Below are 20,832 nucleotides of genomic sequence, written 5' to 3'. Positions count from 1 at the left end.
AGTAGGGAAAGGGTAGAGGTACCATCATGACCGATGCACGAGTCATTACGCTGACGCTCAATCCGGCTCTCGATATTACGGTGACCGTAGACCAGCTCACCCCGGAGAGCACTCTTCGTATTCCTCAGGCCCAGCGCAGATTGGGCGGTAAGGGGCTTAACGTTGCAAACGTAGCCGCCGTGCAGGGTTACCCTGCTCTGGCTCTTGCGCCCCTGAATGAGGCATCACTGGACGAGCTCAACGCCCGAGTTGCCGCTTCGAGTCCCGGAGTGTGCCCCCTACATGAGCAGGTGCAGCTCCTTCACGCCTCTACCCCCGTTCCCCTGCGGAGCACCTACGCCCTGGTGGAAACGGAAAGTTCCACGACCACCATCATTAACGAGTCAGGCCAGGAGCACCCCGCAGAGGTCTACCGGGAACTCCTGAAGCACCTGGCAGACTCCCTGGCCCAGTACCCCGGTAGCGTGGTCACACTTTCTGGTTCCTTCCCTCCCCGGAGCCCAGAAGGACTTATCGCTGATATCGCCCGTACTTGCCAGGAAGCCGGTGCCGCTTTCATCGTGGATACCTCCGGCCCCTACCTGCTCGAAGCCGCCCGCGCCGGTGTCACCTACCTCAAGCCCAATCGAGCTGAACTGGTAGAAGCAACCGGTGAGGTAGACCTCTACCGGGGTGTCACCCGCCTACAGGAGCTGGGGGCCCAGCAGATTATTGTCTCCTGCGGCCCTGACGGCCTCTACGCTTTCGGGCAAGAGCAGGGAGTCAAAGCGCGTCTTGCTGAACCCCTTAAAGGTAACCCCACCGGGGCAGGCGATGCCCTCGTAGCAGCCCTTGCTACCTCACTTCTTGATGAACTCAGCCTTGAAGACCTGCTTATCCGTGCAGTGAGCTGGTCTGCCTCCGCTGTTACCCAACCCCTCGCCGGCTCTATCGGTAGCGCCTGGTCTTCACTGGCCGAAAAGGTCATCGTTGAAGATGTCACCTACCCGTCGGCGTCCTAGCACCAGCCCAGAAGGAAGAACAACATGCCACAGGTAAGCACCCTAGATCTGGTCCTAGCTGCCGAAAGCCGTAAGAGCGGCATCGGGGCTTTCAACGTCGTCCACCTGGAGACCGCAGAAGCAATTGCGGCCGCCGCTGAGCGAGCTAACCTGCCCGTGATTATGCAGGTTAGCCATAACTGCATCCGCTACCACGGTGGTTTTGAGCCTATCGGCCGTGCCATGCTTGAAATTGCACGGAACTCAACCGCCGAGATTGCTGTTCACCTGGATCACTGTGAGTCCGTGGAACTGGCCTGCCAGGCTATTGACCTGGGCTTCAGCTCGGTCATGTACGACGGCTCAACCCTGCCCTACGAAGAGAACCTGGCTGCAACCGCCAAGGTCGTGGAATACGCCCACAAGAACGGTGCGACCGTTGAAGCCGAACTCGGTGAAATCGGCGGCAAGAAGAGCGCCCACGCTCCCGGTGTGCGCACCGATCCGGCAGAGAGCAAGGAATTCGTTGCGGCAACCGGTGTCGATACCCTAGCCGTTGCGGTAGGCAGCGAACACGCTATGACCTCCCGCACCGCTACCCTGGACCACGAGCTCATCGGACGGCTTCGCGAAGCCGCAGGCGTACCCTTGGTCTTGCACGGCTCCTCAGGTGTGAGCGATGAGGAAATCCTGCGCGGTATTGCTTCCGGTATGACCAAGATTAACGTTTCAACCCACCTGAACGGCTTCTACACCGGGGCTATCCGCGAATACCTGGCAGCTAACCCCGATGTTGTGGACTCCCGTAAGTACACCATTGCTGGCCGTGAGGCCCTGAGCCAGGAGGCCCAGCGACTGCTGACCCTGTTTGCGAGCGGGCCCGCTCAGTAGTAGCAATGATGGTTGCCCGGCTTATCTAAGCCGGGCAACCTCTTCACATAACTGTACTGTCTGGGCAACTAGCCCAGTCTGTGGACAGGAATGAAAACAAGAAAAGAATTCGATAGATTATTGGGAAGTCACGGGTGCTTTCCCTAAGAGGTACCTGTTAGCGACATCCCGAAAACTATAGAGAGACCAAGGAGCGTGCTCTGACTATGCGTAGCGTACGCCATACACAGATACTGGATATTGTGAACTCACGCGAAGTCGTGACGGTCAAAGAACTCGTTGATGAGCTCAACATATCCACAGCTACAGTCCGGCGGGACCTCGAAGCGCTCAGCCAGGCCGGCCTTCTGCAACGTACACGGGGCGGTGCTCAGAGTCTCCATACCTACCTTCCCCCGGTCATTAAGATAGACCAGACCCACAGCACCCAAAAGGCCGCGATTGCCCAGCACTGCCTGGATTATATTAAGCCCGGTGCCATGATTGGGGTCACCGGTGGCACCACTGTGGGCGCTCTTGCCCATGCTCTTGCGCAGTGGGCTCACCGCCATAAGGATTTGTCGTCCCCTCCCCATAAGCCTCTCCTGACCATCGTCACGAACGCCGTTGATATCGCCTACCGGCTGGCCGAAGTCAGTGAAATCAAAATTGTGCTGACCGGCGGGGTGATTAACGGCTTCTCATACGAGCTGACCGGCCCCTACGCCATTGATGTTCTGAACCAGATTTCTTTGGATATGGCTTTTATTGGGGTCAACGGGTTCGATGAAAACGGCCCGGGCACGGTCGATGAGTATGAGGCATCGGTCAACCACACCATGATTACTCGCGCCCAGCAGACCTTTATCGTGGCCGATTCCAGTAAGTTCGGTAAGCGTTCCTTTACCTCGATCAGCGGTGAGAGTGACCGTTCAGCCACCACCATCATTACAGATTCCTCTATCAGCCAGGAATGGGCCGATCGGGTGACCCAGCAGGGCTATAAGCTCCGTATTGTTTGATTCTTTGATTAGAAAGAAGGCAGATTTTATGTCCTCCCTTATCGTTCATTCAGCTACCCTCTATGACGGGAGTATCGGCGGGGTTCACCAGCGCGGTGCGGTACTCGTTGAGAACGGGAAGATTAGCAAGGTTCTGGGCGAGGATGAGTGGCAGAGCTACCTGAGCCCCGGTACCGAGGTGGTTGATGCCGCCGGCGCCCCGCTGGTTCCCGGTTATATTGATATCCACCACCATGGCGGTGCTGGGCATGCCTATGATGAGGGAACCTTTGAAAGCGCTACCGCCGCCCTTGAGGCTCACGCCAAGCACGGCACTACCCGCAGTGTTCTTTCCACCGTGACTAACTCAGTGGAGGCTATTAGCCAGAGCTTGCGTAATCTGGCACCTTTGGTCGAGCAGAACCCTCAGGTTTTGGGTTTCCACGCCGAAGGCCCTTTCCTGCACCCCCAGCACAAGGGTGCTCACCCCGAGGATCTTCTGCGTGACCCTGACCCTGAGGCGGTTGCCCAGATTCTTGATGCGGCTGGCGGGCATCTGCTCCAGGTAACGATGGCCCCTGAACGTGAGGGCGGCCTGGCTGCTATTGAAAGCTTTGTGGGCGCAGGTACTAAGGTCGCTGTAGGCCACACCAGCGCCACCTATGAGCAGGCTCGTGATGCTTTCTCGGCAGGTGCTAGCCTGCTAACCCACACCTTTAACGGTATGAACGGTATCCACCACCGCGCCCCCGGCCCTGTCATTGCGGCCTTGGAAGATAGCCGTGTTTCACTGGAAATTATTAACGATGGTATCCACGTGCACCCCTCGGTAGTTGCCCAGATTTTTGGGCGGGCACCGGAGCGTACCGTGCTGGTGACCGATGCCATGTCAGCTACCTGCAACGCTGACGGTATCTACATGCTGGGTACCCTCGAAGTTGAGGTTAAGGACGGGGTTGCGACCCTGGTTGAGGGTAACTCCCTGGCTGGTTCTACCCTGACGATGGACCGTGCGGTGGCGCTGGCTGTTCAGAACTCTGGTCAGCCGCTTGACCTTGCGGTTGCTGCGGCTACCTCTCAGGCTGCCGCCGCTCTGGACCTGGCTGACTCTTACGGTCGGATTGCGCCGGGTTACCCGGGCGACCTTCTGCTCTTGGATGCTGAAACCCTGCTCCCCACCCGTATCTGGCGGGACGGCGTTCAGCTCTAAGAACCCTTACCAACACCTTTACAAGTTTTAGCCCCAAACCGGGTAACCGGTTCGGGGCTAACTTTTGGGATCCAACAGGTAAGGCCCAGAGGCTAACGGCCTGCTGGTGGGGCGATGAACTGGGTCATCATCGCTTCAAAAGCTAGGCGGGCACTTGCATTGGTGGTCATTCTGCGGCGGGTGGTCGCTACAGTTTCCAGATGAGCTAGCGCGGCTTCCGGTGTAGTGCGCGTGGCATAAGCCTGTATCTGCTGAGCCATGTGGGCGTTAATAAGTTCTGCCCCCGTACCCATTTGTAGGGTGAGCACATCACGGAAGACCGTTTGAATGTCGGCCAGAAAACGGTCCAGGGTGTCGGTTTGAATACGTTTGGCGCGGCGTTTTTGGTCTTCTTCTAGCTGGCGTACCTGGGCGCGGTGGGTGGGGGAGAGCTTCTCCCCGTCCGTGTAGCCCAGGGAGGTTAGGAGCGCGGCGCGTTCGGCCTCGTTGCGGGTTTGGGCGTCTGCCTCCGCTTCGGCCTCGGCAATAGAGATGAGCCGGTCGGCGGCATCCATTGCCGAGGCAACAGAGTTGAGGGTCAGCGGTATCTTGACCACAGAATCACGGCGGGTGCGGGCCTGAGGGTCGGTTGCTAGCTTGTGGGCGGTGTCCAGGTTGCCCTGGGCTAGGCGGGCTACCAGTTCAGCCTGCTGGGACTCAATCCCGTACTGGGTACCGAGTACGGCGGCGACATCCGTCACCAGGGGGAGCCGTAGCTGGACCGGGCGGCACCGGGAGCGAATGGTAATGAGGACATCGGCAGGGGAGGGGGCCGTCAATAACCAGATGGTGTAGGGTGGCGGCTCCTCTATAGCTTTGAGGAGTACGTTGGAGGTGCGCTCGGGCATGCGGTGGGCATCTTCAATGAGCATGACTCGCCAGCGCCCAACAGCCGGGCGGTCCTGCGCCTTGACCACGAACTCGCGGGCCTCATCGATAGTGATGACAGTTTTTTCGGTCCGAAAGTGCAGGAAGTCTGCGTGGGAGCCGCTGAGCACTGTCTGGCAGGAACGGCAGGTTCCACAGCCACGCGCGGTGGGGTCGGGCTGGTCGCAAAGGAGCGCCGCCGCAAAAGCCTGGGCCGCAGTGGCGTGGCCGGCACCGGGAGGGCCGGTAAAGAGCCAGGCGTGGGTGGGCTTAGTATCAGCGGCGGCGGTGGCTAGCTGGTGCTTGACCTCATTCTGCCCTACTAGGGAATCCCAGACGCTCATGCAATCACCGCCAGAGCCGCGTTCAGAACCTGCTTGTGAACCTGCTCAATGGGCTGGGCACCGTTGATAACGGCGTACCGCTCTGGGGCAGCCTGCGATAGGGAACGGAAGGTGCTGTGTAGAGCGCTGTGGAAGGTGTCGTCGGCGGCTTCCATACGGTCAGCTTGGCCGCGCGCACCGGCGCGCGCACGGCTTTCAGCCAGTGACACATCAAGGAGCACCGTGATGTCGGGCAGGAGGTTGCCGGTGGCCCAGCGGCTCAGGTCGGTGATGTTCTCTACCCCCAGGCCGCGCCCGGCTCCCTGGTAGGCCGCTGACGAGTCAATGTAGCGGTCGCACAGAACGAGGATGCCGGCTTCTAGCGCGGGTTGAATTTTTTGGCGGGCGTGGGCGGCCCGTGAGGCCGCAAAAATGAGTGCTTCGGTGTGCGGGTCAATCTCGCCGTTGCCGTGTTCTAGGACCAGGGCACGGAGTTTTTCTCCGATGTCGGTGCCCCCTGGTTCGCGGGTGACCAGCACACGGTGGCCGCGCTCTGTGAGGGCGTCAGCAAGGAGCTTGATTTGGGTGGTTTTGCCTGACCCGTCGCCGCCTTCAAAGACGATGAAGGTACCGGGGTAGGGGCCGTGGGCGCGTGCCGGGTCGGCATCTGGGGTGTAGGTCAGTGCTTGAGTCACCCCTCTAGCCTACCAAGGCATGTTCGCTGGGGCTTACGGTTAGGCAGAGGCTCTAAGCTAGTTCATTTGGTGACTATGCTTCTCACCTACTAGCTCCTTAAGAATCGGGCGCGTATGGTGGTGGGTATGACTGAACAGAATCTTTCTCCGCAGACTCGTCTGGTTGCTGGCGGCCGTCCCGCTCACCGTGATCTTGCCCCGGTTAACCCGCCTATCTCCATGTCCTCGACCTTCCGGCAGATAGGGCCCACTGACCTCAATACCTATGCCCGCTTTACGAACCCTAGCTGGGATGGTCTTGAGCAAGTTGTCGCTGACCTTGAGGGCGCTGAGCTTCCCGGCCTTCTTTTTGCCTCGGGTATGGCAGCCGTTGCCGCGGTGCAGGATCTGGTGCCCGTTGGCTCTATTATTCTGCTGCCCGAGCACACCTACATGGCATCTGTGTCTATGGCTAAGCGTCTCGAAGCCCGCGGTATCACCACCGTGGTGCGTCTCGATATTGAAAACACCGACTCTGTAATTGCCGAACTCGAAAAGGCCGCCGCCACCGCGGGCGTCACCCCCGAGACCGTCAACTACGCTGCCCCCAAGGTGCTGCTGTGGATAGAGTCCCCCACCAACCCCATGATGGAAGTCGCCGACCTGCCCGCCGTCCTCGGTGCCGCCAAGCGCCTGGGCATTGTCTCTGCCGTTGACAACACCTTCGCCACCCCGCTGGGGCAAAACCCGCTGGCCCTGGGTGCCGACGTGGTCGTCCACTCCGCCACCAAGTCCATCGCCGGTCACTCCGATGTGCTGCTGGGCATCACTGTCACATCTAACCCCGTCCTGCGCGAAGCCATGGCCGCCCACCGCACCACTAACGGCGCTATCGCCGGCCCCTTCGAGGCATGGCTGGGCCTGCGCGGCGTCCGTACCCTGGGCGTGCGCCTTGAATGCGCCGCCGCTAACGCCCTCGAACTGGCCCAGCGCCTGCAGGCCCACCCCGCCGTCAAGGCCGTGCGCTACCCTGGCTTGCCCACCGACCCCGGCTTTGAGCGGGCATCCGCACAGATGCGCACCTTCGGTTCGATCCTCTCCATCACCCTCGACGCCACCGCTGAAGAAACCGACCGCGTGGTCAAGGCCCTGAATATCTGGACGCCCGCAACCAGCCTCGGTGGCGTAGAATCACTGATTGAACGCCGCCGCCGCCACGGCTCAGAGCCCCACTCCATCCCCGAGTCACTGCTGCGCCTGTCGGTAGGCATCGAGAACGTCGATGACCTCTACAACGACCTGGCAGCGGCCCTAGAAAACCTCAAGTAGCGAACGGACGCCATGACCCCTATTGACCTGATTGTGTTGGTTACCTACTACGTGGGCCTTGCCCTGGCCCTGGTAGTTGCCGCCCTGTCGATTTTTGCGCTGATTGAGGCCGCCCGCGCTTCAAGCTACGCCTACCAGAGCGCCTTCAAACGTACCAAGGGCTTCTGGGTTGGCGTGACCGCTGCCGCGGCTGTTTTCTCTGTGCTGATGGTCTGGCAGTCCCTGGCTGTCGGTGGCGGGTCTGTCTTCATGCAGCTCATTGCCGCCACCGCCGTGGGCGTCTTCCTCGCGGACGTCCGCCCCGCCGTCGCGGTGCGCCGCCGCTAGCCGCAGCTTGCGTTAAGGTCTGAAAAACCCACACATATTCACGAAGAAACCCCCGGAAAAGACCGGGTTTTCCGTGAATATGTGTGGGTTTATCTTTGCTTTGGGGGTTGGGAGTGGGATAATGGGGGGTATGACTTACAAATTGGTACTGCTCCGTCACGGGCAATCAGAATGGAACGAAAAGAACCTCTTCACCGGCTGGGTAGACGTTGCCCTGACCGAGAAGGGTCGCGCCGAAGCCACCCGCGGTGGCGAACTGCTGAAGGAACGCGGCATCCTCCCCGATGTCGTCCACACCTCCCTGCAGCGCCGCGCCATCAACACCGCCAACCTGGCTCTCGATGCCGCTGACCGCCACTGGATCCCCGTCAAGCGCAACTGGCGCCTGAACGAGCGTCACTACGGTGCGCTCCAGGGCAAGGACAAGACTCAGACCCTCGAAACCTACGGTGAAGAGCAGTTCATGACCTGGCGTCGCTCCTACGACGTTCCGCCTCCGGCCCTCGACGACAACGACGAGTTCTCCCAGGCGAACGACCCCCGCTACGCAGACATCGAGAACGCTCCCCGCACCGAGTGCCTGAAGGACGTTCTCGAGCGCATGCTGCCCTACTGGGAGTCAGACATCAAGGAAGACCTGAAGGCTGGCAAGACCGTTCTGGTTGCTGCCCACGGTAACTCCCTGCGTGCCCTGGTCAAGAACCTCGAAGGCATCTCAGATGAGGACATCGCCGGTCTGAACATCCCCACCGGCATCCCCCTCTACTACGAGCTCGACGAGAACTTCAAGCCTGTTGGCCCCGGCGAGTACCTCGACCCCGAGGCTGCTAAGGACGCCATCAAGGCTGTTGCTAACCAGGGTAAGAAGTAAATCCCCGGTAGGTACCACTTAAATCAGAAAAACCCACCAGCCAGGTGGGTTTTTCTGATTTAAGCGGTACCTTCTGACGGAGATGGTACCTGCCAGCCTAGATGCTGGGGACGGCGTTCCAGTCGCCGGTGACCAGGTAGGTGACCTTGCGGGCTACCGACACACCGTGGTCGCCAAAGCGCTCCAGGTAACGGGAGGCCAGGGTGACGTCAACGGTGACCTGGGCCTTCTGGCCCCAGTCGGGGGCTGCCATGCGGTTGAAGACCTCAACGTGGAGTTCGTTGATGCGCATCTTGTTCTTGATGATGTCCTGGGTATGGGAGAGCTCGCGGGTCTCAAGCAGGCTGATGACGCTGGCGATAATTTTCTGGTCAAGCTCGATGATTTCGCGGAAGACCGGCACGATGGACTCGGGTAGGACGTGCTCGGGGTAGCGCATGCGGGCAACCTGGGCGACGTGGCGGGCAAGGTCGCCCATGCGCTCCAGGGATGAGCTCATGCGCAGGGCGCCAACAATCATGCGCAGGTCGGAGGCTACCGGGCCCTGCAGAGCCAGAATGTCGATAGCGCGCTCATCGAGTTCGTTTTGCATGAAGTCGATGCGGGCATCGTTGGTGATAACCTCTTCGGCTTCTTGAATATCGGCCTGCAAGAAGGCGTCCGAAGCGCGGCCGAGAGCCTCCTGGACCAGGGCAGCGATATGAATCAGCTCTTCGCCGACGTGCTGTAGTTCGGCTTGGAAGACTTTGCGCACGTGCGCGTCCTTTCCATCTGGGGAAGTGTGGGGTGCCGGGCAGACTCCTGCCCATGGCTACCCCTTTAGGGTGCCAAGGCCACATGAACACAAACACATGGTTGGGTAAACGTTAGTTGAACCCCGGGATATTTGGGGGTATTCGGGGCGCGGGGTAGGGTCTGTAGGCTCTAAGCTGGTAGATGTGAACCCTACTGTAATTGCTTTGTCTGCCGCTGTGCTGGGGCTCCTCATCGGTGTGGTGAGCATGCTCGCCGTGCAACGAAGTGAGCATCAGCGCGCTCGCTGGGCCGACGTTGAAGAGCCGACCATTAGCGACGGCGCCGCCGAGGTGCTGGCGGTCATTGGCCGCGCCTACATGGTGGTGGACGCTGTGGACGGCGTGGTGCAGGCTTCTCCGGGCGCCTACGCCTTAGGCCTGGTACGCGGGCATACAGTGGTCTCTGACGAGCTGCTAGAGATGATCGACGCGGTGCGGTCCAAGGGCATTATCGTCGAAAAAGAAATTATCTTAACCCGCGGTTTTTACGACCAGAGCCGCCTGGTGATTGACCTGCGCGTGGCCCCGGTGGGCGATGAGTACATCTTGGTGCTGGCTGACGACCGTACCGAGATTGCTCGCGCGCAGACCGTCCGTACCGACTTTGTCGCCAACGTATCGCACGAGCTCAAGACGCCCGTGGGCGCGGTGGGACTTATGGCCGAGGCAATCGAATCGTCGGTTGACGACCCCGAGTCGGTACTCTATTTCTCGGGCAAGCTAAAGAAGGAATCCCAGCGGCTGGCAGCCCTGGTGCAGGACGTCATCGAGCTCTCCCGCCTCCAGTCAGCCGATATGGTGCTCAGCTCCACCCTGGTCGACGTTGAGCAGGTGGTCACTGAATCGGTTGACCGTAACCGCCTCACAGCCGAGGGTAAAAACATTGAACTTCTGGTGGGCGGAAAGGCCCCCCGCCCGGTCCACGGTGACCCCGAGCTGCTGGGCACCGCCTTGCGCAACCTGATTGAGAACGCCATTCGTTACTCGCCCGATAACACCAAGGTGGGCATCGGTATGGCTGTGAAGGGTGACACTGTTAGAATTTCTGTGAAAGACCAGGGGCCTGGCATTCCCGAGGACGAACAGGACCGCATCTTTGAGCGGTTCTACCGGGTTGACCCGGCGCGTTCCCGCCAAACCGGGGGCACCGGCCTGGGCTTGAGCATCGTGAAACACATTGTGGGCCAGCACGGCGGTGAGGTGACTCTCTGGTCCCAGCCTGGCTCCGGATCGACTTTCACGATTGCCCTGCCCATCGTCGATGAAGAAACCGAACAAGACCTGCTGGGGGAGCACCCGCCGACGGGATCCCTTACCCAGATAACAGACCACAACACCAACGCTGCTCCGCGCCCCGCGGGGGCGGCTCAAACTGCGAAGGAAGCAAAGTAAGTGACCCGTATTTTAGTGGTTGAGGACGAAGAGGCGCTGAGCGAGCCCCTGGCCTTTTTGCTGGGTCGTGAGGGCTTTGAGGTGCAGGTGGTCGATAACGGCCTGGACGCCGTGGTTGAGTTCGAGCGAAACGGCGCAGACCTGGTGCTCCTCGACATCATGCTCCCCGGCCAGTCCGGCACCGAGGTCTGTAAGCAGATTCGCGCCACCAGCGCGGTTCCCATTATCATGCTGACCGCTAAAGATTCAGAAATTGATAAGGTGCTCGGCCTTGAACTTGGTGCTGACGACTACGTCACCAAGCCCTATTCCTCCCGCGAGCTCATCGCCCGCATCCGCGCTGTCCTGCGCCGCCAGGGCGAACCCGAAGAGCACGACGCCGGGGCGATTGAGGGCGGCCCGGTGCGCATGGACGTTGAGCGCCACGTGGTGACCGTATCCGGTGAAACCGTAGCTATGCCCCTCAAGGAGTTTGAGCTGCTTGAGATGCTGCTGCGGAATGCAGGACGCGTGATGACGCGCTCGCAGCTGATTGACCGGGTCTGGGGTGCTGACTATGTGGGCGATACCAAGACCCTTGATGTGCACATTAAGCGCCTGCGTTCCAAGGTTGAGCCTGACCCCTCGTCCCCGCGCTATGTGGTCACCGTGCGAGGCCTGGGCTACAAGTTTGAACCCTAAACCGGCGCCCTAGGCCGGGTAAAGCAGTGGGGCGGGCCCTTCAGTTAGCTGAAGGACCCGCCCCATCTCTTTAAAGCGAAAGGGCCTTAGCCGTTGCTGCTAGCGGTTTCGGTAGCGCTGGGAGTAACCGCTGCGGTGGGCAGGTAGGGGGCGTACTCTTCCAGGGCGCCGTCAAGAACCGGAACGTTGAAGGTAGTGGTGCTGGAGGTGACGTTGGAGGAGACTTCGACGTCCTTCAACAGCAGACCAGGGTTAGCGCCGGCCTCAGCCAGAAGAAGTTCGTTCTCGTCGTTTTCCAGGCGGACTTCCTGGCCAGCGGGAATCTCAACGGTGAGAGTTTCGGTGGGGAAGGCCAGAGTAACGGTGGCGTCTTCCTCGGTCTGGTTCAGAATGGTGCCCAGCATACGGCCCTGTGAGGCCTCATCGGCTGCAATGACCATGATGTTGCGGAGCTGGATGTCCTGCTGGTTGTTCTCGCCTAGCAGGTTAGCCATCTGGCCGTCGGAGGCGGAGTAGACGATGGTGGTGGCGGGCTGGTTGGTGTAGGTGCAACCGGTGGTGGCCAGCAGGGCTCCAGCGATGGCGACGAGGGCGCTGGCGCGCTTGACGGTCACAGAAGCGGTGTTCTTCACAGCTCTAGCTCCTTGTTGGGGTATGTAGTCTGCCGGTGGGGCAGAGAAAGTGTGTGTGCTCCGCGCCGAGGTACGGAATTTTTGGTCTGTTCAGGTCACATTCTATCTGGTTTAACGACGATACGTCTGTATCAACGGGGCAAAAGGGCGTAAATGAAGTGCACAGGTTCGCTGAGAGCACCGGGCCTATTTTGAGACTTTCAGGGTGCTGTCTTTCGCTGCATGGTAGAATAGGTAGGCTGAAAGGGGTTTATCCATATGGTTTTTGAGGTTGGCGAAACAGTCGTTTACCCTCACCACGGTGCCGCAACGATTGAAGAAATCAAGATGCGCAAGATCCGTGGCGAAGAGAAGATGTACCTGAAACTCAAGGTCGCTAACGGTGACCTGGTCATTGAGGTTCCCGCTGAGAACGTCGATATGGTGGGCGTGCGCGATGTCGTTGACGAGCGCGGTCTGCAGGAAGTCATTGATGTACTTCAGGCTACCGATACCGAAGAAGCAGCAAACTGGTCCCGCCGCTACAAGGCTAACGTTGAAAAGCTGGCATCTGGCGATGTGCTGAAGGTTGCCGAGGTCGTCCGCGACCTGTGGCGCCGCGAGAACGACCGTGGCCTGTCTGCCGGTGAGAAGCGCATGCTGGCTAAGGCCCGTCAGATTCTGTCGTCTGAGGTTGCCCTGGCTAAGGATATCGACGAAGAAGCTGCCGAGGTTGAACTCGATAAGATTCTCGAGGGCGTCTAAACTTTCGGGTATGCTCACTAGCTGTGAGCACTCTAGATTTTTCTGATACAGCGGGCACCGTAACCACATCTGGTGGTTCGGTGCTCGCTGTCGTTATTGTGGCGGCCGGTTCTGGGTCGCGTCTGGGCGCAGGTATACCGAAGGCGGCAGTGCAGGTTGCCGGGCGCACCCTGCTGGAATGGGCCTTGGCCGGTGCCCGGGAGTCGGGCGTGGCGGCACGGCTGGTGGTGACGGTGCCCCCGCAGGACGTTGCGCTGCGGCAGGTCTGTGCCCGGTACGGTGCCCTGGCGGTGCCCGGCGGCGCAACGCGCGCCGAATCGGTGACGGCCGCCCTGGCCGCGATTGCGGACGCCGCCCCCCTGCCGGGTGCCCCCGAGCAGCTGCCCACCGGCGTCCTGGTGCACGATGCCGCCCGCTGCTTCACCCCCGCTAGCGTCTATCACCGGGTGGCTGCCGCCCTTGAGGCGGGGGAGAAGGCTGTAATTCCGGCGCTGCCCGTGGTTGACACCATTAAGACGGTGGATGCTGCCGGGTACGTGAGCGGCACCCCGGCCCGGGCGCAGCTGCGGGCTGTGCAGACCCCCCAGGGCTTTGACCTGGCTACTCTTGTGCAGGCCCACCGCGATGTTGCCTCCCTGGCCCCAGAGGTTGCCGAAAGCATCACCGATGATGCCATGCTGGCTGAAACCCTGGGGCTGCCGGTTGCGACCGTCGAGGGAGCTGCCGAAGCCTTCAAGATTACGACCCCTCTTGACCTGACCCTAGCTACAGCCCTCTACGACGAAAAGAGAGAATCATGATTCCCCGTATCGGTACCGGTACTGATGTGCACGCTTTTGGTGAAGAAGGCACCGAACTGTGGGTGGCAGGTTTGCACTGGCCGGGCCAGCGCGGGCTCTCAGGCCACTCGGACGGCGACGTGGTGGCCCATGCGGCTGCTGACGCCCTTTTCTCGGCCAGCGGTACGGGCGATTTGGGTTCGAACTTTGGGGTCGACCGGCCCGATATGGCAGGTGCTTCCGGCGTGCGGATCCTTTCTGAGGCCGCTGCGATTGTGCGGGCTGCCGGGTTCGAGATTGGCAACATCGCGGTGCAGCTGATTGGTAATAAACCCAAATTTTCTCCGCGCCGGGACGAGGCTAACCGCGTCCTGTCTGAGGCTGCCGGTGCTCCGGTGACGGTCACCGCTACGACCACTGACGGGCTGGGCCTGACCGGTCGGGGTGAGGGCGTGGCGGCTACAGCTGTGGCCCTGGTCTACCCGCGGAGCTAGCTGGCATAGAGGTTACTGCAGACCGGTGCGCTGCCCCAGCCAGGGCAGGGCGTCGGCGAAAGCCGCTTCCCAGACCTTCCACTCGTGTTTGCCCCGGTAAGTTTTCCACTGCACGTCGAGCCCTGCCTGTTGAGCCGCGGTGTAGAGGCCTTCTAGCCCCGAACGGTAGGAAGGGTCGTCGTCCGTCCCCATGGAGAAAATCCCGGTGGGGCCGGGTTTCGTGTAGATGCCTTGGGCCAGCATACTGGCCGGGGCGTTAGCCCGGTAGGCTGCTGAGTCGCCGCTAAAGCCCTGGCTGATGGTGAGTTCTTCACTGCCGAGGGAGGGATTAGCTTCGCCCGACATATCCAGGAAGGTGGGGTAGACATCGGGGGCCCGCAGGGCGCTCTGGAAGGCGCAGGTGCCGCCGTTTGAGAGCCCGGCGATAGTCCAGTGAGAATGGTCGGTGTCGACCTGCAGGTTGCTGGTAATCCAGAAGGGCCGGGGCCGGGGTGGAGGTCGAGGGCACAGCAGAATCCTGGTCAGTTATGCAAAAAGTGAGGTGTTATCCTCGACCAGTATAGAACCGGAGTAGCAGCGCTAAAATAAGGCTGTCCCTGTTAGATCACTCCACACTGTAAAGAAGTACCCGTGAACGCCGACCCTCTTGAACCCCGCCCCCATGTGCTGAGCCAGAACGGAGGCCGCGTCATCGCCTGGCACGAATTTGGGCAGACGGAATCTCCCAGGGCTACCGCCCTGTACTGCCACGGCACCCCCGGCACCGGCTACGAGGCACTTTTCCTTGACGAGGCAGCCCGTGAGCTGGGTATCCGCATTATCGCCCCGGACCGCCCGGGGCTGGGAGCGTCGGACGCCGTCCCCTATCGGCTGGTTGGCACCTGGGCAGAAGAGGACGCCGCTGCCATCATCGACCACCTGGAGCTTGACCGCTTTAGCGTCATCGGCTTCTCCGGCGGTGGCCCCCACGCCATGAGCCTGGCGGCCCTCCACCCCGACAAGGTAGAGCAGCTTATCCTGCTGGCCCCCTTCACCCACCACCCCCTCTGGGAGTCCCACTTAGGTCTTAACCTCACCCCGCTGCGCGTTCACTTCTCCCACCTCGCCCTTTCCTGGTTCCCCAAACCGCTCATCGACCTCACCTCCCGCGCCCTGAGCCGCCCCCTGGCGTCCGCCTCGACCCTGGCCTCCGCCCTGGGCCGCGATGTGCAGGGCCACACCGCCGCCTACCGCATGGCCATCTCCCACGACTACGCCCTGCAGTTCTCTATCGAGGGTGGTGTGCAAGACGAATACGCGATTCAGGACGACTGGGGCTTCTCAGAAACCACCGTCAAAACCCCGGTGCACCTCTGGGTCGCCGGGCGCGACATGGCCGTCAAACCCGCCCGTGCCCGCAACCTGGGGCTCCGCCTGGGAGCCCAGATTCACGAACTACCGCGCGACGGCCATTTCTCCCTGCTCATTAACCACGCAGCCAGCATCCTCGCACCGGTTCTACAGCGCACGGTAAACTGTTAGGCGTGACTCTACGTTTTTATGATTCAGCAACAGCAAGCGTCCGTGACTTCACCCCGGTTCACCCCGGCGAGGCCCGTATCTACTACTGTGGTGCCACCGTGCAGGGGGCTCCTCACATCGGGCACGTGCGCTCGGGCCTGGTCTTTGACCAGCTCTCCCGCTGGCTGACCTACCGCGGTTACAAGGTCACCACGGTTCGTAACGTCACCGATATCGACGACAAGATTCTGGTGAACTCGGCTGCCTCTTTCGAGCCCGGATACGCCGGGGAGCACCCGGCCGAGGAATGGTGGGCCCTGGCCTACCGCTTTGAGCGGGTCTTCGGGTCCGCTTACGCCTCCCTCAACATCGCACCGCCCACCTATGAGCCGCGCGCAACCGGGCATATTCCCGAGATGTTCGCCCTCATCCAGCGCCTCATCGACCGCGGTCACGCCTACCCGGCGACTGACGGCTGCGGCGACGTTTACTTCGACGTGCGCTCCTGGGAGAACTACGGTGCCCTGACCCGCCAGAAGATTGACGACATGCAGGACGCTCCGGATGCCGACCCCCGCGGCAAGCGCGACCCCCGCGACTTTGCCCTGTGGAAGGCCTACAAGGAGGGTGAGCCCGTTACCGCCTCCTGGGATTCCCCCTGGGGCAAAGGCCGCCCCGGCTGGCACCTGGAATGCTCAGCCATGGCCGGCAAGTACCTGGGCGAGACCTTCGATATTCACGGTGGCGGCCTCGATCTGCGCTTCCCCCACCACGAAAACGAGATGGCCCAGTCCCAGGCAGCAGGCTACGGCTTCGCTAACTTCTGGATGCACAACGGCCTGGTGAACTACGAGGGCGAGAAGATGTCCAAATCCATTGGCAACATCATCACCCCCGCCCAGATGCTCGAAGCCGCCCGCCCCCTGGTCGTCCGCTACTACCTGGGCCAGGCCCACTACCGCTCCGTACTCGACTACCACCCCACCTCACTCGAGGAGGCCCGTGTAGCTGTCGAACGCGTCGAAGCCTTCCTGGCCGCAACCCGCGACTATCATCGTGAAGACGCTGCGGTACCCGAGGCTTTCGCCGAGGCCATGGACGATGACCTCAACATCCCCAAGGCCCTCGCCGCCCTGCACGCAGGCGTCCGCGCCGGTAACGCGGCGCTCGCCGCCGGCGAGTCTGCCCAAGACGCCGCCGAGCAGGTCTACGCCATGGCCAGGGTACTGGGGCTGGTAGAGCTCATGTCCTTCAGCCAGGCAGGGGCTGCCGCCAACGAAGCCGGCGAACACGCAGCGCTTGACTCCCTGATCCAGACCATGCTCACCCAGCGCGCCGAAGCCCGCGAGGCTAAGGACTGGGCCCGTGCCGATCAGATTCGTGACGCCCTGGCAGCGGCCGGTATCACCGTCAAGGACGGCGCATCCGGCTCCACCTGGTCCCTCTAGGCATCATAGCCCTCCCGCTACCGTGCTCCATCTCTCGCCCCACAGGGGGCAGAGGGTCGGTAAGCTAGAAAACAATTCATAGACATTAAACAAAGGACACACCCCATGGCGAAGGCAGGCTCACGCCCCGGCGCAACCAGTAAGAAGAAGGGCCCCACCAAGGGCACCGGTGGCCACGGCCGTAAGGCCCTCGAAGGTCGCGGCAACACCCCCAAGGCAGAAGACCGCGTCTACCACAAGGCCTACAAGATGAAGAAGGCCGCTGAAAACCGCAAGGCAACAAACACCCTGCGCTCCCGCCAGCCCCGCCTGGGCGGCAAGCGGGCCTCCGACGAACTGGTCACCGGCCGTAACTCCGTGCTTGAGGCCTTGCAGACCGAGATTCCTGCCAAGACCCTCTTCGTCATGTCCCGCATCGAGGTCGATGACCGCGTCCGTGACATCATGACCGAAGCTAACAAGCAGGGCCTACCCATGCTCGAAATTGGCCGTAACGAGCTGGACCGCCTGACCGACCATGCCGTCCACCAGGGCGTTGCTCTGCAGATTCCTCCCTACAAGTACCCGGACGCCGGCAACCTGGTCCTCGACACCATGGATCGCTGGTACGACAAGCAGATGGACACCCCGCCCCTCTTCGTTGCCCTGGACGGCATCACCGACCCCCGCAACCTGGGCGCCATTATCCGCTCCGTCTCAGCCTTCTCGGGTAACGGCGTCATCATCCCCGAGCGCCGCTCGGCAGCTATGACCGCCTCAGCCTGGAAAACCTCATCCGGTGCTGCTGCCCGCATCCCCGTTGCTAAGGCAACCAACCTCACCCGCGTGATCCAGCAGGCCAAGGACGCCGGCATCTTCGTTGTCGGTCTGGACGGCGGCGGCGACGTAGACCTGCCCAACCTCGAACTGGCCTCTGAACCGCTTATGATTGTTGTCGGCTCAGAAGGTAAGGGGCTCTCACGACTGGTCACCGAGAACTGCGACCAAATCGTTTCGATTCCCATTAGCTCAGCAATGGAATCACTCAACGCCTCTATGGCAGTTGGTATCTCCCTCTACGAGGTATCCCGACGCCGAGCTTCCTAAACTTTCATAAGAACGAAGTGCTCTCCCACGATAGTGGGGGAGCACTTTTTGTTTATCTGGGCTTAGGAAAGAGACGTTAGTCTGCCCCTCACGCCCCGCCTGACGGCGGATTGCGTTCGCTCTTGTGTGCTCGCGCCCCCGCACCCGCTCACTTCATCGAAGCCAGCAGCTTCGCTGTGAGCCTGCCGCCCCCGCACAAAGATAAGAAACTTATGTGAGCCGGAATAAGGGTCTGGCTCACAAATAATCCCTAAAATCAAGCCTTCTGAAGACCTTCAAAAAAACTTTAAAAATATTTTTACGGTGTTTAGTTTAGCTTTGACTAGGCGTTTTATCTGTTGCGGGTGGGGATTCTGGGGTAAAAAGGCTCCTTTGGTGGCACTTTTGGGTTGCGCGCTCTGGCAAACCTGCGTAGAGTATTACGAGTCGCCACGGCACAGGGGAAACCCACCAAGCGACAAAACACCTAGTCACATAGCGAATTCAGGCCCCGGCCGGAACTGAGAAATCCCAACTCGAACGAGTGAGATGTTGAAGTAACAATCCAGCTACAAGCCACTGTGAGACACAACACGGAACATCGAGTTGACACACAGAAAAGAAGCGCGATAAACTAGAAGAGTTGCCCAAACGGGTAACACAAAAAAATGAGAATGACCGATACGAAACACCGGCCAATATGTGGCTAGGGTTGAGAATGCGGTTTGTTGCTTGAAAACTCAATAGCGTACCAATGTTATAAATAACATTCTTATCGTCCATCATCACAATACCAAGACCACAACGGTCCTGGAGTGATTATGGTCTTGAACTGATACCAAATATTTATATAACAATGTGAGAAACCAACGGTTTCTTGCAGAATTTGATAATCATATGGTTTCAGATTCGTCAGCTTGAACCGCACCACCCCGTGGTGAATGGTTCGCTAACAATCAGAGACCAGGATCATCAACTACTTCATTTTTTCAACGGAGAGTTTGATTCTGGCTCAGGACGAACGCTGGCGGCGTGCTTAACACATGCAAGTCGAACGATGAAGCCCAGCTTGCTGGGTGGATTAGTGGCGAACGGGTGAGTAATACGTGAGTAACCTGCCTTTAACTCTGGGATAAGCCTTGGAAACGAGGTCTAATACCGGATACGACCAGTTCCCGCATGGGATGCTGGTGGAAAGGGATATGTACTGGTTTTAGATGGGCTCACGGCCTATCAGCTTGTTGGTGAGGTAACGGCTCACCAAGGCGACGACGGGTAGCCGGCCTGAGAGGGTGACCGGCCACACTGGGACTGAGACACGGCCCAGACTCCTACGGGAGGCAGCAGTGGGGAATATTGCACAATGGGCGCAAGCCTGATGCAGCGACGCCGCGTGAGGGATGACGGCCTTCGGGTTGTAAACCTCTTTCAGCAGGGAAGAAGCGAAAGTGACGGTACCTGCAGAAGAAGCGCCGGCTAACTACGTGCCAGCAGCCGCGGTAATACGTAGGGCGCGAGCGTTGTCCGGAATTATTGGGCGTAAAGAGCTTGTAGGCGGTTTGTCGCGTCTGCTGTGAAAGCCCGGGGCTTAACTCCGGGTTTGCAGTGGGTACGGGCTAACTAGAGTGCAGTAGGGGAGACTGGAATTCCTGGTGTAGCGGTGAAATGCGCAGATATCAGGAGGAACACCAATGGCGAAGGCAGGTCTCTGGGCTGTAACTGACGCTGAGAAGCGAAAGCATGGGGAGCAAACAGGATTAGATACCCTGGTAGTCCATGCCGTAAACGTTGGGCACTAGGTGTGGGGGACATTCCACGTTTTCCGCGCCGTAGCTAACGCATTAAGTGCCCCGCCTGGGGAGTACGGCCGCAAGGCTAAAACTCAAAGAAATTGACGGGGGCCCGCACAAGCGGCGGAGCATGCGGATTAATTCGATGCAACGCGAAGAACCTTACCAAGGCTTGACATATACCGGACCGCTCTAGAGATAGAGTTTCCCTTCGGGGCTGGTATACAGGTGGTGCATGGTTGTCGTCAGCTCGTGTCGTGAGATGTTGGGTTAAGTCCCGCAACGAGCGCAACCCTCGTTCTATGTTGCCAGCACGTAATGGTGGGGACTCATAGGAGACTGCCGGGGTCAACTCGGAGGAAGGTGGGGATGACGTCAAATCATCATGCCCCTTATGTCTTGGGCTTCACGCATGCTACAATGGCCGGTACAAAGGGTTGCGATACTGTGAGGTTGAGCTAATCCCAAAAAGCCGGTCTCAGTTCGGATTGGGGTCTGCAACTCGACCCCATGAAGTCGGAGTCGCTAGTAATCGCAGATCAGCAACGCTGCGGTGAATACGTTCCCGGGCCTTGTACACACCGCCCGTCAAGTCACGAAAGTTGGTAACACCCGAAGCCGATGGCCTAACCCCTTGTGGGAGGGAGTCGTCGAAGGTGGGATTGGCGATTGGGACTAAGTCGTAACAAGGTAGCCGTACCGGAAGGTGCGGCTGGATCACCTCCTTTCTAAGGAGCTTCAACATATTGGTTGAGCCACGCTGAACGCGAGTGTCGTTTGGGTGGTTTGCTCATGGGTGGAATGTTAGTTCAGGTACCTTCCTTGTGGTTGGTGCTGATAAGGATTGTGTAATGTTGGTGCGCTTTTGGGTTTTGAGGTAACAAGCCTTTGTGGTTTGTTGCTCTCAGGTTCCCGGCATGAGAGTAGTGGTCAGACGGTTGTGTGTGGTTGCCTCGAGTGGTATCGGGTTGTTGTTTGAGAACTGTATAGTGGACGCGAGCATCTTCGAATGTAATGAAGAT

General features: G+C 60.0%; 20 protein-coding genes and 1 rRNA gene. 16 read left to right on the top strand and 5 right to left on the bottom strand.

Going from position 1 to position 20,832, the window contains the following annotated elements:
* Nucleotides 1-26 precede the first annotated feature (26 nt).
* The 4 genes from HWU94_RS09675 (at nt 27) to nagA (ending at nt 4,061) form a co-directional block, all read left to right on the top strand.
* The gene (locus tag HWU94_RS09675; protein ID WP_185173540.1) at nt 27-1,001 is read left to right on the top strand and encodes a 1-phosphofructokinase family hexose kinase; all 975 of its coding nucleotides are present in this window, start codon (nt 27-29) and stop codon (nt 999-1,001) included.
* Between the two features lie 24 nt (nt 1,002-1,025).
* The gene (locus tag HWU94_RS09670) at nt 1,026-1,871 is read left to right on the top strand and encodes a class II fructose-bisphosphate aldolase (RefSeq protein ID WP_185173539.1); all 846 of its coding nucleotides are present in this window, start codon (nt 1,026-1,028) and stop codon (nt 1,869-1,871) included.
* Nucleotides 1,872-2,077: 206 nt separating this feature from the next.
* Nucleotides 2,078-2,872 carry a DeoR/GlpR family DNA-binding transcription regulator gene (locus HWU94_RS09665; RefSeq protein ID WP_221625839.1) on the top strand — a complete coding sequence of 265 codons (795 nt, stop codon included), beginning with the start codon at nt 2,078-2,080 and terminating at the stop codon, nt 2,870-2,872.
* A 28-nt stretch (nt 2,873-2,900) separates the two neighbouring features.
* Entirely contained in the window at nt 2,901-4,061 is a 1,161-nt protein-coding gene (gene nagA / locus HWU94_RS09660; protein ID WP_185173537.1) for an N-acetylglucosamine-6-phosphate deacetylase, read from the top strand.
* 92 nt (nt 4,062-4,153) lie between these two features.
* On the opposite strand, the gene HWU94_RS09655 is transcribed toward nagA, so the two are convergent.
* Nucleotides 4,154-5,311 carry a DNA polymerase III subunit delta' gene (locus tag HWU94_RS09655; protein WP_185173536.1) on the bottom strand — a complete coding sequence of 386 codons (1,158 nt, stop codon included), beginning with the start codon at nt 5,309-5,311 and terminating at the stop codon, nt 4,154-4,156.
* Nucleotides 5,308-5,985 (bottom strand): dTMP kinase, encoded by a 678-nt coding sequence (gene tmk / locus HWU94_RS09650; protein WP_185173535.1) that lies wholly within the window; start codon nt 5,983-5,985, stop codon nt 5,308-5,310. Before tmk ends, HWU94_RS09655 begins: the two co-directional genes overlap by 4 nt.
* Nucleotides 5,986-6,111: 126 nt before the next feature.
* Here tmk and HWU94_RS09645 point away from each other — a divergent pair, with 126 nt between their 5' ends.
* The 3 genes from HWU94_RS09645 to HWU94_RS09635 all read left to right on the top strand — a co-directional run bounded on the left by HWU94_RS09645 (nt 6,112) and on the right by HWU94_RS09635 (nt 8,491).
* Nucleotides 6,112-7,293 carry a PLP-dependent aspartate aminotransferase family protein gene (locus HWU94_RS09645; protein WP_185173534.1) on the top strand — a complete coding sequence of 394 codons (1,182 nt, stop codon included), beginning with the start codon at nt 6,112-6,114 and terminating at the stop codon, nt 7,291-7,293.
* A 12-nt stretch (nt 7,294-7,305) separates the two neighbouring features.
* Nucleotides 7,306-7,620 (top strand): DUF2516 family protein, encoded by a 315-nt coding sequence (locus HWU94_RS09640; protein WP_185173533.1) that lies wholly within the window; start codon nt 7,306-7,308, stop codon nt 7,618-7,620.
* A 130-nt stretch (nt 7,621-7,750) separates the two neighbouring features.
* Nucleotides 7,751-8,491, top strand: coding sequence for a phosphoglyceromutase (locus HWU94_RS09635; protein ID WP_135013359.1), 741 nt, complete (start codon nt 7,751-7,753; stop codon nt 8,489-8,491).
* A 97-nt stretch (nt 8,492-8,588) separates the two neighbouring features.
* On the opposite strand, the gene phoU is transcribed toward HWU94_RS09635, so the two are convergent.
* The gene (phoU, locus tag HWU94_RS09630; protein WP_185173532.1) at nt 8,589-9,245 is read right to left on the bottom strand and encodes a phosphate signaling complex protein PhoU; all 657 of its coding nucleotides are present in this window, start codon (nt 9,243-9,245) and stop codon (nt 8,589-8,591) included.
* A 184-nt stretch (nt 9,246-9,429) separates the two neighbouring features.
* On the opposite strand from phoU, the gene HWU94_RS09625 reads away from it, so the two are divergent.
* Both HWU94_RS09625 and HWU94_RS09620 read left to right on the top strand, forming a co-directional pair.
* Nucleotides 9,430-10,677 (top strand): cell wall metabolism sensor histidine kinase WalK, encoded by a 1,248-nt coding sequence (locus tag HWU94_RS09625; protein WP_185173531.1) that lies wholly within the window; start codon nt 9,430-9,432, stop codon nt 10,675-10,677.
* Entirely contained in the window at nt 10,678-11,358 is a 681-nt protein-coding gene (locus tag HWU94_RS09620; RefSeq protein ID WP_135013364.1) for a response regulator transcription factor, read from the top strand.
* A gap of 86 nt (nt 11,359-11,444) precedes the next feature.
* Here the strand turns inward: HWU94_RS09620 and HWU94_RS09615 are convergent, their stop codons facing one another.
* Nucleotides 11,445-11,990 (bottom strand): hypothetical protein, encoded by a 546-nt coding sequence (locus HWU94_RS09615; protein ID WP_185173530.1) that lies wholly within the window; start codon nt 11,988-11,990, stop codon nt 11,445-11,447.
* Nucleotides 11,991-12,248: 258 nt separating this feature from the next.
* Between HWU94_RS09615 and HWU94_RS09610 the strand changes: the two genes are divergently transcribed.
* The 3 genes from HWU94_RS09610 to ispF are packed head-to-tail and all read left to right on the top strand — an operon-like array spanning nt 12,249 to nt 14,007.
* Nucleotides 12,249-12,734, top strand: coding sequence for a CarD family transcriptional regulator (locus HWU94_RS09610; RefSeq protein WP_185173529.1), 486 nt, complete (start codon nt 12,249-12,251; stop codon nt 12,732-12,734).
* 23 nt (nt 12,735-12,757) lie between these two features.
* Nucleotides 12,758-13,534: a 2-C-methyl-D-erythritol 4-phosphate cytidylyltransferase gene (gene ispD, locus HWU94_RS09605; protein WP_185173528.1), complete on the top strand. Its 777-nt coding sequence runs from the start codon at nt 12,758-12,760 to the stop codon at nt 13,532-13,534.
* Nucleotides 13,531-14,007, top strand: coding sequence for a 2-C-methyl-D-erythritol 2,4-cyclodiphosphate synthase (ispF, locus tag HWU94_RS09600; protein WP_185173527.1), 477 nt, complete (start codon nt 13,531-13,533; stop codon nt 14,005-14,007). Before ispD ends, ispF begins: the two co-directional genes overlap by 4 nt.
* Before the next feature lie 12 nt (nt 14,008-14,019).
* Here the strand turns inward: ispF and HWU94_RS09595 are convergent, their stop codons facing one another.
* Entirely contained in the window at nt 14,020-14,478 is a 459-nt protein-coding gene (locus HWU94_RS09595; RefSeq protein ID WP_409348807.1) for an alpha/beta hydrolase-fold protein, read from the bottom strand.
* Nucleotides 14,479-14,637: 159 nt separating this feature from the next.
* Here HWU94_RS09595 and HWU94_RS09590 point away from each other — a divergent pair, with 159 nt between their 5' ends.
* The 4 genes from HWU94_RS09590 to HWU94_RS09575 all read left to right on the top strand — a co-directional run bounded on the left by HWU94_RS09590 (nt 14,638) and on the right by HWU94_RS09575 (nt 20,538).
* Complete coding sequence (locus HWU94_RS09590) at nt 14,638-15,528, top strand: alpha/beta fold hydrolase (RefSeq protein WP_185173526.1); 891 nt, start codon at nt 14,638-14,640, stop codon at nt 15,526-15,528.
* A gap of 2 nt (nt 15,529-15,530) precedes the next feature.
* Nucleotides 15,531-16,955: a cysteine--tRNA ligase gene (gene cysS, locus HWU94_RS09585; protein ID WP_185173525.1), complete on the top strand. Its 1,425-nt coding sequence runs from the start codon at nt 15,531-15,533 to the stop codon at nt 16,953-16,955.
* Nucleotides 16,956-17,060: 105 nt separating this feature from the next.
* Nucleotides 17,061-18,041, top strand: coding sequence for a 23S rRNA (guanosine(2251)-2'-O)-methyltransferase RlmB (gene rlmB, locus HWU94_RS09580; protein ID WP_185173524.1), 981 nt, complete (start codon nt 17,061-17,063; stop codon nt 18,039-18,041).
* 968 nt (nt 18,042-19,009) lie between these two features.
* Nucleotides 19,010-20,538, top strand: a 16S ribosomal RNA gene (locus HWU94_RS09575).
* The last annotated feature ends 294 nt before the right edge of the window (nt 20,539-20,832 follow it).

Origin of the sequence: Rothia nasimurium (assembly GCF_014217215.1) — a bacterium.
Classification (GTDB): Bacteria; Actinomycetota; Actinomycetes; order Actinomycetales; family Micrococcaceae; genus Rothia; species Rothia avistercoris.
This window is presented reverse-complemented; position numbering and strand designations above follow the sequence as displayed.